Annotated in this window: 11 protein-coding genes; 4 read left to right on the forward strand and 7 right to left on the reverse strand. The window is 69.8% G+C overall.

Annotated elements, in window-relative coordinates; translation table 11 throughout:
* Window positions 1-27 precede the first annotated feature (27 nt).
* The 4 genes from EV691_RS12925 to EV691_RS12940 all read left to right on the forward strand — a co-directional run bounded on the left by EV691_RS12925 (window position 28) and on the right by EV691_RS12940 (window position 5,529).
* A complete protein-coding gene (locus tag EV691_RS12925) occupies window positions 28-291 on the forward strand; it encodes a YeaC family protein (protein ID WP_131297336.1) in 264 nt (87 codons plus the stop codon).
* The gene (locus EV691_RS12930; RefSeq protein WP_131297337.1) at window positions 291-1,118 is read left to right on the forward strand and encodes a DUF2797 domain-containing protein; all 828 of its coding nucleotides are present in this window, start codon (window positions 291-293) and stop codon (window positions 1,116-1,118) included. Before EV691_RS12925 ends, EV691_RS12930 begins: the two co-directional genes overlap by 1 nt.
* 74 nt (window positions 1,119-1,192) lie before the next feature.
* A complete protein-coding gene (gene pepN, locus EV691_RS12935; RefSeq protein ID WP_131297338.1) occupies window positions 1,193-3,850 on the forward strand; it encodes an aminopeptidase N in 2,658 nt (885 codons plus the stop codon).
* 182 nt (window positions 3,851-4,032) lie between these two features.
* Window positions 4,033-5,529, forward strand: coding sequence for an acetyl-CoA hydrolase/transferase family protein (locus EV691_RS12940; protein WP_039803157.1), 1,497 nt, complete (start codon window positions 4,033-4,035; stop codon window positions 5,527-5,529).
* Between the two features lie 106 nt (window positions 5,530-5,635).
* On the opposite strand, the gene EV691_RS12945 is transcribed toward EV691_RS12940, so the two are convergent.
* The 7 genes from EV691_RS12945 to EV691_RS12975 form a co-directional block, all read right to left on the reverse strand.
* Window positions 5,636-5,887: a hypothetical protein gene (locus EV691_RS12945; RefSeq protein WP_131297339.1), complete on the reverse strand. Its 252-nt coding sequence runs from the start codon at window positions 5,885-5,887 to the stop codon at window positions 5,636-5,638.
* A 280-nt stretch (window positions 5,888-6,167) separates the two neighbouring features.
* Complete coding sequence (locus EV691_RS12950) at window positions 6,168-7,802, reverse strand: BatD family protein (RefSeq protein WP_131297340.1); 1,635 nt, start codon at window positions 7,800-7,802, stop codon at window positions 6,168-6,170.
* Window positions 7,799-9,544, reverse strand: a complete 1,746-nt coding sequence (locus EV691_RS12955; RefSeq protein ID WP_131297341.1) for a VWA domain-containing protein — start codon at window positions 9,542-9,544, stop codon at window positions 7,799-7,801. The genes EV691_RS12950 and EV691_RS12955 overlap by 4 nt, the downstream gene beginning before the upstream one ends.
* Complete coding sequence (locus EV691_RS12960; protein WP_131297342.1) at window positions 9,541-10,548, reverse strand: vWA domain-containing protein; 1,008 nt, start codon at window positions 10,546-10,548, stop codon at window positions 9,541-9,543. Before EV691_RS12960 ends, EV691_RS12955 begins: the two co-directional genes overlap by 4 nt.
* Window positions 10,541-11,032 carry a DUF4381 domain-containing protein gene (locus tag EV691_RS12965; RefSeq protein WP_131297343.1) on the reverse strand — a complete coding sequence of 164 codons (492 nt, stop codon included), beginning with the start codon at window positions 11,030-11,032 and terminating at the stop codon, window positions 10,541-10,543. The genes EV691_RS12960 and EV691_RS12965 overlap by 8 nt, the downstream gene beginning before the upstream one ends.
* Complete coding sequence (locus tag EV691_RS12970; protein ID WP_089168641.1) at window positions 11,029-11,985, reverse strand: DUF58 domain-containing protein; 957 nt, start codon at window positions 11,983-11,985, stop codon at window positions 11,029-11,031. Before EV691_RS12970 ends, EV691_RS12965 begins: the two co-directional genes overlap by 4 nt.
* Complete coding sequence (locus tag EV691_RS12975; RefSeq protein WP_131297344.1) at window positions 11,985-12,944, reverse strand: AAA family ATPase; 960 nt, start codon at window positions 12,942-12,944, stop codon at window positions 11,985-11,987. The genes EV691_RS12970 and EV691_RS12975 overlap by 1 nt, the downstream gene beginning before the upstream one ends.
* Window positions 12,945-12,989 lie beyond the last annotated feature (45 nt).

A 12,989-nucleotide genomic window follows, 5' to 3' on the forward strand; every position in this document is an offset into this window, starting at 1 on the left:
GCAGGCAGAATCCTGCAGGAGCCTGCCATGTCGTCCTTTGAAGCAATGATCGAGAACATCACCCCGGAGATCTACCAGAGCCTCAAGCTGGCGGTGGAAATCGGCAAATGGCCGGATGGCCGCAAGCTGACCCAGGAACAGAAGGAGCTGAGCCTGCAGGCGATGATCGCCTGGGAGATCCGCAACCTGCCGGAAGAGAAGCGCACCGGCTACATGGGCGAGCAGAAGTGCAAGTCCAGCGGCGAGCCGATTCCCAACCTGCTGTTCAAGTCCTCGGACACCCTGCACTGATGGCCGAGCTCGCCCGCGGCGCACTGGACAAGATGGCGGCGCGCCTCGACGCCCCGGTGCAGTACGCCCTGCGTCTGGGCGAGGCACAGGTGCCGGTCAATCCGCTGATCGGCCAGCCGCTGCGCCTGGAGTACCTGGGCGCGATCCACTGCAGCCACTGCGGGCGCAGGACCGCCAAGAGCTTCGGCCAGGGCTACTGCTACCCCTGCTTCAGGAAGCTGCCGCAGTGCGACAGCTGCATCGTCAGCCCGGAGAAGTGCCACCATGCCCTCGGCACCTGCCGCGACCCGGCCTGGGGCGAGCGCTTCTGCATGACCGAGCACGTCGTCTACCTGGCCAACTCCTCCGGCGTCAAGGTCGGCATCACCCGGGCCAGCCAGGTGCCGACCCGCTGGCTCGACCAGGGCGCCCGCCAGGCGCTGCCGATCCTGCGCGTCGCCACCCGCCAGCAGTCCGGTCTGGTGGAGGACCTTCTGCGCAGCCAGGTCGCCGACCGCACCAACTGGCGCGCGCTGCTCAAGGGCGAGGCCGCGCCGGTCGATCTGCCGGCCGTGCGCGAGCAGCTCTTCGACAGTTGCCGGGAGGGCCTCGAAGCCCTGCAGGCGCGCTTCGGCCTGCAGGCGATCCAGCCGCTGAACGATGCCGAGCCGGTGGAGATCCGCTATCCGGTGGAGAGCTACCCCGGGAAGATCGTCAGCCTCGACCTGGACAAGACGCCGGTGGTGGAGGGAATCCTGCGGGGCATCAAGGGTCAGTACCTGATCTTCGACGTCGGGGTGATCAACATCCGCAAGTACACGGCCTACCAGCTGGCGGTCTCGGCCTGAGTCCGGCCAGTCTTTCATCCCCTCATCCCATCCCGCTGTCCCCCGGAGAGCGGGTATCGACGGAGCCGAACGCGATGCGTACCGAACAGCCGAAAACCATCTACCTCAAGGACTATCAGGCGCCGGAGTACCTGATCGACGAGACCCACCTGAGCTTCGAGCTGCACGAGGACCGCACCCTGGTGCATGCGCGCCTGGCGATGCGCCGCAACCCGGCGCGCGGCGCCGGCCTGCCGCCGCTGGTGCTGGACGGCCAGCAGCTCGAGCTGCTGTCGGTGGTCCTCGACGGTCGCGAGCTGGGCGCCCACGAGTACCAGGTGGACGACAGCCACCTGACCCTGCAGCCGCCGCAAGCCGAGTTCGTCGTCGAAACCCGCGTGTGCATCCACCCGGAAAGCAACACCGCGCTCGAGGGCCTCTACAAGTCCGGCAGGATGTTCTGCACCCAGTGCGAGGCCGAGGGCTTTCGCAAGATCACCTACTACCTCGATCGCCCGGACGTGATGAGCACCTTCACCACCACGCTGAGCGCCGAGCAGCAGCGCTACCCGGTGCTGCTCTCCAACGGCAACCCGGTGGCCAGCGGCAGCGCGGACAACGGCCGGCACTGGGCGACCTGGGAAGACCCCTTCAGGAAGCCGGCCTACCTGTTCGCCCTGGTCGCCGGTGACCTCTGGTGCGTGGAGGATGAGTTCACCACCATGAGCGGCCGCAAGGTGGCCCTGCGCATCTACGTCGAGCCGGAGAACATCGACAAGTGCCAGCACGCCATGGACAGCCTCAAGCGCTCCATGCGCTGGGACGAGGAGGCCTACGGCCGCGAGTACGACCTGGACATCTTCATGATCGTCGCGGTCAACGACTTCAACATGGGCGCCATGGAGAACAAGGGGCTCAACATCTTCAACTCCAGCGCCGTGCTGGCCAAGGCCGAGACCGCCACCGACGCTGCCCACCAGCGGGTCGAGGCGATTGTCGCCCACGAGTACTTCCACAACTGGTCGGGCAACCGGGTGACCTGCCGCGACTGGTTCCAGCTGTCGCTCAAGGAAGGCTTCACCGTGTTCCGCGACGCCGGTTTTTCCGCCGACATGAACTCCGCCACAGTCAAGCGCATCGAGGACGTCGCCTACCTGCGCACCCATCAGTTCGCCGAGGACGCCGGCCCCATGGCTCACTCGGTGCGCCCGGACTCCTACATGGAGATCTCCAACTTCTATACCCTGACCGTCTACGAGAAGGGTTCCGAAGTGGTCGGCATGCTGCGCACCCTGCTCGGCGCCGAGGGCTTCCGCCAGGGCAGCGACCTGTACTTCCAGCGCCATGACGGCCAGGCGGTGACCTGCGACGACTTCATCAAGGCCATGGAGGACGCCAACGGCGTCGACCTGGCCCAGTTCAAGCGCTGGTACGGCCAGGCCGGCACGCCGCGCCTGGAGGTCGCCGAGCAGTACGATGCGAAGGCCGGAACCTGCACCCTGACCTTCCGCCAGAGCTGCCCACCGACCCCCGGCCAGGCGCACAAGGAGCCCCTGGTGATTCCCGTGGCGCTGGCGCTGCTCGACGGCCAGGGCCGCGAACTGCCGTTGCGCCTGGCCGGCGAGAGCGAGGCGGCCGGCACCAGCCGGGTGCTGGCGGTGAACGCCGCCGAGCAGTCGTTCACCTTCGAAGGCATTCCCGAGCAGCCGCTGCCGTCGCTGCTGCGTGGCTTCTCCGCGCCGGTCAAGCTGGTCTATCCGTACAGCCGCGACCAGCTGATGTTCCTCATGCAGCACGACTCCGACGGCTTCAACCGCTGGGAGGCCGGTCAGCAGCTCGCCGTGCAGGTGCTGCAGGAGCTGGTCGGCCAGCACCAGCGCGGCGAATCCCTGGTGCTCGACCGACGCCTGCTCGTGGCGCTGAAGAGCGTGCTGGAGAACCAGAGCCTGGACCAGGCGATGGTCGCCGAAATGCTCTCCCTGCCGGGTGAGGCCTATCTCATCGAGATCAGCGCGGTGGCCGACGTCGTGGCCATCCACGCGGCCCGCGAGTTCGCCCGCCGCGAGATCGCCAGCGCCCTGTACGAGCCGCTCTGGCAGCGCTACCAGGCCAACCGCGAGCTGTCGCGGCAGAGTCCCTACGTCGCCTCGGCCGAACATTTCGCCCGCCGTGCCCTGCAGAACATCGCGCTGTCCTACCTGATGCTCAGCGAAAGGCCCGAAGTGCTGGCGGCCTGCCAGGACCAGTACCAGGCGACCGACAACATGACCGAGCGCCTCGCCGCCCTGGCGGTGCTGGTCAACTCGCCGTTCGAGGCCGAGAAGGGCGAGGCGCTGGTGCTGTTCGCCGACTATTTCCAGGACGATCCGCTGGTCATGGACCAGTGGTTCGGCGTGCAGGCCGGCTGCCCGCTGCCCGGCGGTCTGGAGCGCGTGCAGGCGCTGATGGAGCACCCGGCGTTCACCCTGAAGAACCCCAACAAGGTGCGCGCGCTGATCGGCGCCTTCGCCAACCAGAATCACGTCAACTTCCACCGCGCCGACGGCCAGGGTTACCGCTTCCTTGCCGACCAGGTGATCATGCTCAATGCCCTCAACCCGCAGATCGCCGCCCGTCAGCTGGCGCCGCTGACCCGCTGGCGCAAGTACGACGCGTCGCGCCAGGCGCTGATGAAGGCCGAGCTGGAGCGCATCCTCGCCTCCGGCGAGCTGTCCGGCGACGTCTACGAAGTGGTCAGCAAGAGCCTGGTCTAGGGCCTGCGGCCCTGCCTTTCCCGGGAGCGGAAGGGCAGGGCCGCAGCGCTGCGCTTTGCAGGCGAACGTCGGCGAATTTCTTCCATTCGACTTTCGTAAGGCCCCGACTTTCGTCGGGAAGCCAAATTGTCGCAAATGCATAAGACTCGGGCTCGTCGTCAACCTGACTCCGAGAAGCTCCCATGTATTCCGATCGTATTCGCCTGCCCTCCCTGCTTGAAAAAATCATGAGCGCCGACGAAGCCGCAGCGCTGATCCAGGACGGCATGACCGTCGGCATGAGCGGTTTCACCCGCGCCGGCGAAGCCAAGGCAGTGCCCCTGGCGCTGGCCAAGCTGGCCACCAGCTCGCCGCGCAAGATCTCCCTGGTCACCGGCGCCAGCCTGGGCAACGATCTGGACAAGAAGCTGACCGAAGCCGGCGCGCTGGCCCGCCGCATGCCGTTCCAGGTGGACAACACCCTGCGCAAGGCGATCAACGAAGGCAAGGTGCTGTTCGTCGACCAGCACCTGTCGGAAACCGTCGAGCAGATGCGCTCCAAGCAGATCAAGGCTCCGGACATCGCGGTGATCGAGGCCGTCGCCATCACCGAGGAAGGCCACATCGTGCCGACCACCTCCGTGGGCAACTCCGCCAGCTTCGTCGCCGAGGCCAAGCAGGTGATCGTCGAGATCAACCTGGCCCACAACCTGAACCTCGAAGGTCTGCACGACATCTACATTCCGGCTGCCCGTCCGGGCCGCGGTCCGGTCCCGCTGATCAATGTCGACGACCGCATCGGCACCAAGGCCATCCCGGTCGATCCGGCCAAGATTGCTGCCGTCGTGATCTGCGACACCCCGGACTCGCCGTCCACCGTCACCCCGCCGGACGACGAGACCCAGGCCATCGCCGACCACCTGATCGCCTTCCTCGAGCGCGAAGTGGCCGCCGGTCGTCTGACCAAGAGCCTGCTGCCGCTGCAGGCCGGCATCGGCTCCATCGCCAACGCCGTGATGTGCGGCCTGCTGAAGTCCGACTTCAGCGGCCTGACCATGTACTCCGAAGTGCTGCAGGACTCCACCTTCGAGCTGATCGACGCCGGCAAGATGGACTTCGCTTCGGGCTGCTCCATGACCCTCTCCGAAGAGTGCGGCAAGCGCGTGTTCGGCAACATGGAGAAGTACAAGGACAAGCTGGTGCTGCGTCCGCAGGAAATCTCCAACCTGCCGGAAATCGCCCGCCGCCTCGGCATCATCGGCGTCAACACCGCGCTGGAATTCGACATCTACGGCAACGTGAACTCCACCCACGTTGGCGGCACCAAGATGATGAACGGCATCGGTGGTTCCGGCGACTTCGCCCGTAACGCCCACACCTCGATCTTCGTCACCAAGTCCATCGCCAAGGGCGGCGCGATCTCCAGCGTGGTGCCGATGGTCGGTCACGTCGACCATTGCGAACACGACGTGGACGTCGTGGTGACCGAGCAGGGCCTGGCCGACCTGCGTGGCCTGGCGCCGCGCGAGCGCGCCCGTGCCATCATCGACAACTGCGTGCACCCGGACTACCGCGCCGCGCTGAACGACTACTTCGAGCGCGCCTGCGCCAAGGGCGGTCAGACCCCGCACATCCTGCGCGAAGCCCTGGAGTGGCACATCAACCTGGAAGAGCGCGGCAGCATGCTGGCCAAAGGCTAACGCCTGACACTCGCTCGACCCTGAAAACCGCGGCCTCCGGGCCGCGGTTTTTTTTGCTGGAGAGTGCCAGGGCATTGATCTGGGACCGGGCCTGGATGGGGACAGCTCAGAGGGTAGAGCGAATCCCGGCCGGGCAAATATCCGGCTTGCGAAACTCCCACTGCAGGCAGCCATCCTCTTCGAGGGCCGGTTCCGCCATCTCGCCCTCCAACGGCGAAAGCCGAATGATGAAGTCTACATATGAGCCTTCTTCTTCGGGCTCATCGGCCATCCACCCAGGTGGCGTCTCGTCCGGGTGCGTACGCCGCCAGTATTCGAGCGGTTTCTCCGGCTGTATGCCGGGGTGGGGGCCGAACATCCGCGGCTCGGTGATCGTTCCCCAGCCCCCGAGAGATCGCCAGGCGGATAGCCATGGATCTCGATCCGGTAAGCACCAGGCGGCACGGCGATGTACGCGCCCAGCCAGTACGAGCCGTTGGCTTCGGCCGGCACCATGGTCGCGAACTCTGCCTGGAAATCGGGCGTTAGCACGCCGGAGACCAGAACTTCTCCACAACGCTCGTCAATGTGCGGTCGGCAGCTTAGCGGGCAACGGCCTGTGGCCGTCGCGCCCCGTGTCACGCCGCCGCATGCGTCGCTCAGCGCGGATACAGCGGCGGCAGCTGGCTCGGCTCGCGGGGCGTGCTCGACTGCAGGGCTGGCGGCAGGTCGCGGATCGCCTGCCAGAGGTCGTCGCCCTGCCAGTACTGGCCGCTCTCGCTGTAGAGCGCGCCGTTCAGGCCGTCGAGGGCGGCGGACAGGGGCACGTAGCGTGCCGCCATCGCGGCGAGGGTTTCCGGTTGCTGGCGGGCCCAGGCGTCGAGGGCCTGGCGGGTTGCCTGGGTGTCATTGGCCTGGCAGGCGCGGCGCAGGTCGTCGAGCAGGCTGCGCGGGCTCGGCCCGGCGACGGCGCTGCGGATCGCCGGCTGGCGGCGGGCATGCCACCAGAGGCCGAAGCCGAGCAGGGTGGTGCAGAGCAGCAGGGCGCTGGCCAGCTGCCAGAGCCAGAGCGGCTGGCCGGGCAGGGCCAGGGGCGCGCCGAGGGTCTGCGGCGATTCCGCGGCCAATTCCGGGTTCGTCTCCACCACCAGGGTACGCGCCGGCAGGCGGGTGCGCTCTAGGCGTTCGTGGACAGTGTTCCACCACACCACTTCCTGCGCCGGCAGTTCGATCCGGCCGTCGCGGGTCGGCACCAGTGCCTCGCGCTCCTCGCGGCTGCCGATCAGGCCGCGTTCGCCGGGCTGATCGGTCAGCAGCGGCTGGTCCGGATAGCGGCGCAGGCCCTCGACCGGCAGGCTGGCCAGCGGCGGCAGCTGGGCGCCGCTCAGGCCGTCGGCCTTGAGGGTCAGCTGGCGGGTCAGCGAATCGCCGGCCCGTGCCTGTTCCGGCGCGGGGCTCCAGTTCTCGCTCAGGACGAGGGCGCGCGCCGGCAGCCAGGGTGCGTCGGCCGGGTATTCGGCCGGCTTGGCCCGGACCGTCAGGGGGATCGCCGGCGACTCGACGCGGATCTGCCGGCCACTGTGCGGGCCGAAGGGCAGCAGGCCGTCGCGGCCGGGGGCGCGGCTGACCTCGGTGGCGGTGAAGGACTGGGCGGGGATCAGCAGTTCGCCGCTGCGCTGGGGAAACAGTGCGTAGCGCACCTCGATCACCCCGTGGCGCACGCCGTTGACGCTGGTTTCGTAGGTGCGTGGCGCGCCGAGCGCCTCGATGTGGGCATCGGCCATCTGCAGCGGGCTCAGGTTGCTGTCGTCGTAGAGCGACACCGAATGGTAGATGCGCAGGGTGAGCACGACCTGGGCCTGCACGTAGATGCTTTCCCGGTCCAGGGTGGCGTCGATGAACACCGGCGCCAGCCTGGCCGGGTCGCTGTCCACCTCGCTTTTCTGCACCTGCAGGACGATTGCCCGGGTCTGCCGGTCGCCCAGGCGCAGGGCTGGGATCGTCACCTGGCCGCGGCGCTTCGGCTGCAGGGTGACGATCCACTGGGTGGTGCTGCGGGAGTCGCCGGCCGTGCTGCTCGGACGGTTGACCTGGCGGGTGCCGAGCACCTCGAAGTGCTCCTCCAGGGGGCTCAGGTCCGGCTTGCCGAGCGGAGTGGAGTCGCTGCTTTCCAGGGTCAGCTCGAGGGTTTCGCCGGCGCCGAGGCGGGTGCGGTCGACCCGGGCGGTGAACTCCTCGGCCTGGGCCGTCCAGGCCAGCAGGCAGAGCAGGAGGGTGCAGAGCAGGCGGATCATGGGCTGGCTTCCCGGTGCTGTTGCTGTTCGTACCAGAATTTGCGCCGCAGCAACTCGCCGGGATTGTCCGGGATCTGCCGCAGCCACTGTTCCAGGGCCTGGCGGCGTTCGGCGGCGAACGGCTCCTCCGGGGTCGCCTCGGCGACCTGGCCGGAGCCTGGCGGCGCCTCGCCCGTGGCCTGCGCTCCGTCCTGGGCCGTTCCGGGCGCTCCCGGCTGTGCCGGTGCGCTGTCCGCAGCGGCGTCCTCGCTCGTCCCGGGCGCGGGCGTATCCGCCTGGCCGTCGTTCTGCCCGCTGCTCTGCCCGGACGGGCTGTCCTGGCCCGGCTGGCCCGATGGCTGCTCGGCAGTGCTGTCGGCGTCCGGCGACGGCGCCTGCTGCTGGCGCTGGCGCAGCAGTTCCTCGATCAGGGCCTTGTTGTGCAGTGCCGGTTCCAGTGCCGGCTGCAGTTCCAGGGCGCGCTCGTAGGCGTCCAGCGCGGCCTCCAGCTCGCCGGCCCGGGCCAGGGCGTTGCCGCGGTTGTAGTGGGCGGCGGCACCCTGGCCCTGGGCGAAGCGCTCGGCGGCGGCGGCGTAGTCGCCGGCCTGGTAGAGGGCCAGCCCCTGCCACTGGCTGTCCGCGAAGCGCCGTGCGGCCTCGCCAGGCTGGCCGGCCTGGAGCAGGATGCGGCCCTGCTGGTCGGGGCGCAGCCACAGGTCGGTGAACTCGAAGGCCTGGCCGGGCTGGGGCAGGACGAGCAGCAGGGGCAGGGCGAGCAGCCAGCCGCGCCGGCCGGCGCAGGCAGCCAGCAGGAGCAGCGGCAGCAGCAGCCAGTGGCCCTGGTCGGCCCAGGCGTCGAAGCGCGCCGTCTGGTCGCCCTCGCGCAGTAGTTGCGGACCCGCCAGCAGGCCCAGCTGGCGCAGGTCGCGGTCGTCCAGGCTGACGCTCTGGTAGCGCCCGCCGAGGTTGTCGGCAAAGCGCGCGAGGCCGGCGCTGTCCAGCCGGGCGAGGAGGATGGCGCCCTGGTCGTCCTTGAGGAAGGTGCCGTCCTCCTGGGCGATGGGCGCTCCGCCGGGACTGCCGATGCCGAGGATGGCGAGGCGTTCGCCGTCGCCGCCGAGTGCCCGGGCGATGCCCTGGCGTTCCCGTTCGTCCAGCTCGCTGCCGATCAAGAGCAGCTGGCCGCGGCCCTGGGCGCCCTGTTCGAGCAGGGCCAGGCCGCGGGCCACGGCAAGGTCGGCGCGCCGCCCGGCGACCGGCATGATCGGCGGGGCGAGGGCATCCAGCAGGTTGCGGATGGTTTCCAGATCGTCGGAGAGCGGCACCAGGGTGTGCGCGCTGCCGGCGTAGACGACCACCGCGGTCTGTGCCTCCTGGCGCGCCGCGAGCAGGTCGAGCAGCTTGTGCCTGGCCAGCGCCAGGCGGTTCGGCGCGACGTCGCCGGCGAGCATGTTCGGGGTCAGCTCGAGCAGTACCACCAGCGGGTCGGCGCGCTTCAGGGTGCTCTGCTCGATGCGCTGCCAGCTCGGCCCGAGCAGGGCCAGCAGGGCGAGCAGCCAGGCCAGGCCGAGGGCGATCCACGGCAGGCGGCTGCCGCGCCCGGCGCGCGCGCCGAGCAGCGCCGGGTGGAAGGCCGGCGGCAGCAGCAGCTCCCAGCGGCCGGCGCGCCGCTCGCGGTGCCAGAGCCGCCAGAGCAGCCAGGCGAGCAGGGGCAGCAGGAGCAGCCAGCCGGGGCGCAGCCAGTGTGGCCAGAGGACGCTCATCGGCGTGCTCCGCCCAGGCGGGCGCGCGGCGGCCACAGGGTGCGGGCCACCGGCAGCAGGCCGATCAGCAGCGCCGCGGCCAGCGGCCAGGGGTACAGCGGACGGGCCGGGCGTGCCTGGCTCGGCGGCTGGGCGACCGGCTCCAGGCGGTCGAGGGTTTCCTCGATGGCGTGCAGCTCCTCGGTGCTGCGGGCGCGGAAATAGGTCCCGCCGGTCTGTTCGGCGATGGCGCGCAGGGTCGGCTCGTCGAGGTCGAGCCCGGGCGTCAGGCCGAGCAGGCCGGGCAGACCGTTCTGCCGGGGATCGGCGCCGATGCCGATGGTGTGGATGCGTACTCCTTCCTCGGCGGCCAGGCGGGCGGCGACCTGCGGGTCGATCTCGCCGGCGGTGTTGGCGCCGTCGGTGACCAGCACCAGCACGCGGCTCTGTGCCGGGCGCAGGCGCAGGCGCTTGAGGCCCAGGCCGATGGCGTCGCCGAGGGCGGTGTTCTTGCCGGCGATGCCGATCATGGCTTCCTCCAGCCAGGTGCGCACGGTCTGCCGGTCGAAGGTCAGCGGCGCCTGCAGATAGGCCTGGCTGCCGAACAGGATCAGCCCGACGCGGTCGCCCCGGCGGTCCTCGATGAACTGGCCGAGCAGGCGCTTGACCAGCTCCAGGCGGCTGATGGTTTCGTCCTGCCACTGCATGTCGGCGTATTCCATGGAGCCGGAAACGTCCACTGCCAGCAGCAGATCGCGGCCGCTGGTGGGCAGCGGCAGGGGTTTGCCGACCCATTCGGGACGGGCGCCGGCAGTGAGCAGCAGCAGCCAGAGCAGGACGAAAGGCGCCTGTTGCCGCCAGCCCGGCAGGCGCAGGCGGGCGCGGCGGCCGCTGAGACTCTCCAGTTCATCGAGGAAGGCCACCTTGAGCGCGGCCTCGCCGCTGTCGGCCGGCGGCAGCAGCAGGCGCAGCAGCCAGGGCAGCGGGGCGAGCAGGAAGACCCAGGGCCAGACGAATTCAAACATGCCGGCGGATCCAGATTTCCACGGACTGGTAGAGCCCGTCGATGGCCTTGTCGTCGAGCCGGCACTCGGCGCGGTAGCCGCCTTCCACCAGGATCATCCAGCGGGTCAGGCCGGCGGCCGGACAGCGGCTGTCGAGATAGGCCAGCCAGGCGCGGCCGCTCAGGGTGTGGCTGTGGTTGTCCGGGTAGTGGGCGCGGCACAGGCGCTTGAGCAGCGCGTTGAGCTGCTGCAGCCAGGGGCCGGCCGGCACGTCGTAGGGTTTGCGCAGCTGCGCCAGCTCCTCCAGGGCGGCGACGCGCAGCGGGTCGAGGACCTGCGCCGGCGCCGGCTCGGCGCGCCGGCGCGGACGCCGCCACTGCAGCCAGCAGAAGGCGGCGAGGGAGACGAGGGCGACCAGCGCCAGCAGCCACCAGCCAGGCGCCGGCGGCCACCAGCGAATGGCTGGCGGGGGGATCAGCGGTTGCAGGTTGTCGAGCGGGTTCATGGCTGGCCTGCCGGCCGCGGCTGCAGCCGCTCGCGCAGCTGCTCGACCAGCTCGAACTGGGTGCTGAGCGGCATCAGCAGGCTGCCGAGGCGTTCGGCGAGGCGCTGCCAGCGCGCCTGGCGCGCCTGGCCGAGGGCGTGGTAGGCCTGGCGCAGCGCGCTGTCGTGGGTGTCCAGCTCCAGCTGCGCGCCGTCCTGGGCGAAGCGCAGCAGGCCGGCGGCGGGCAGGGCATGGTCGAGGGGGTCGGAGAGCGGCAGCAGCAGCAGCTCGCTGTGCCGGCCGAGCAGCAGCAGCTGGCGCTCGGCGGTGTCGGACAGCGCCCGCTCGTCGCACAGCACCACCACCAGGCTGCCCGGGCGCAGCACCTCGCGGGCGCGGCGCAGGGCCAGGCCGAAGCCGTCCGGCTCGTCCGGCAGTTCGCCGTGCAGCGCATGGTTGGCGCGCACCAGGCGGTTGAGCAGCTGCAGCAGGCTCTGCTTGCTGCGCCGCGGCTTGATCTCGTGGGGCGCGCTGCTGCCGAACACCAGCCCGCCGACCCGGTCGTTGTGCTCCAGGGCGGCCCAGCCGATCAGCGCCGCGGCCTGGGCGGCGAGCACCGACTTGAACTGCCGCGAGGAGCCGAAGAACAGCTGCCGGCTCTGCTCGACGAGGATGAAGATCGGCCGCTCGCGTTCTTCGTGGAACAGCTTGGTGTGCGGTTCCTGGGTGCGCGCGGTGACCCGCCAGTCGATGTTGCGCACGTCGTCGCCGGCCTGGTAGACACGCACCTGGTCGAAGTCCACGCCACGCCCGCGCAGCCGCGAGTGGTGCGCGCCGAGCAGCATGCTGCGCCGGGCGGTGCTGGAGAACAGCTGCACCTCGCGCACCCGGTGGCGGATCTCGATCAGCTCGGCCAGGTTCACCCGGATGCCGTCCGGAGCCGGGCGTGGTCCGCCTGCCGCCTGCGGCTGCATCAGGCCACCGCCACCACGTCGAGGATGCGCTGGATGACCCGATCCTGGTCGACCCCGGCGGCCTCGGCCTCGAAGGAGAGGATCAGGCGGTGGCGCAGCACGTCGAACAGCACCGTCTGGATGTCCTCCGGGCTGACGAAGTCGCGTCCGGCCAGCCAGGCGTGGGCGCGCGCGCAGCGGTCGAGGGCGATGGAGCCGCGCGGGCTGGCGCCGTAGGTCAGCCATTCGCCCAGCTCGGCGTCGAAGCGCGTCGGCGTGCGCGAGGCCATCACCAGCTGCACCAGGTATTCCTCCACCGCATCGGCCATGTACAGGCCGAGGATCTCCTTGCGCGCGGCGAAGATCGCCTGCTGGCTGAGCCGCTGCTCGGGCTTGGTCTCGCCGTGCAGCGCCTCGCCGCGGGCCTGCTGGAGGATCTTGCGTTCCACCGCGGCGTCCGGGAAGCCGATCTTCACGTGCATGAGGAAGCGGTCGAGCTGGGCCTCGGGCAGCGGGTAGGTGCCTTCCTGCTCGATGGGGTTCTGGGTGGCCATCACCAGGAACAGCGGCGACAGCTCGTAGGTGCGCCGGCCGATCGACACCTGGCGCTCGGCCATGGCCTCGAGCAGCGCCGACTGGACCTTGGCCGGGGCGCGGTTGATCTCGTCGGCCAGCACCAGGTTGTGGAAGATCGGTCCCTGCTGGAAGACGAAGCTCCCGGTTTCCGGGCGGTAGATCTCGGTGCCGGTGATGTCCGCCGGCAGCAGGTCGGGGGTGAACTGGATGCGATGGAATTCCGCCTCGATGCCCTCGGCCAGGTCCTTGATCGCCTTGGTCTTGGCCAGGCCGGGGGCGCCCTCGACCAGCAGGTGGCCGTCGGCGAGCAGGGCGACGAGCAGACGGTCGATCAGCTTTTCCTGGCCGAGGATCTGGCCGGCCAGGTATTGCCGCAGTGCCACTAGCGCTTCTCGGTGATCCATCTCTCTACACTTCCGCAAAAGGACCGCAGGTCTTGGCTGCCACAG

Origin of the sequence: Azotobacter chroococcum (assembly GCF_004339665.1) — a bacterium.
Lineage (GTDB): Bacteria > Pseudomonadota > Gammaproteobacteria > Pseudomonadales > Pseudomonadaceae > Azotobacter > Azotobacter chroococcum.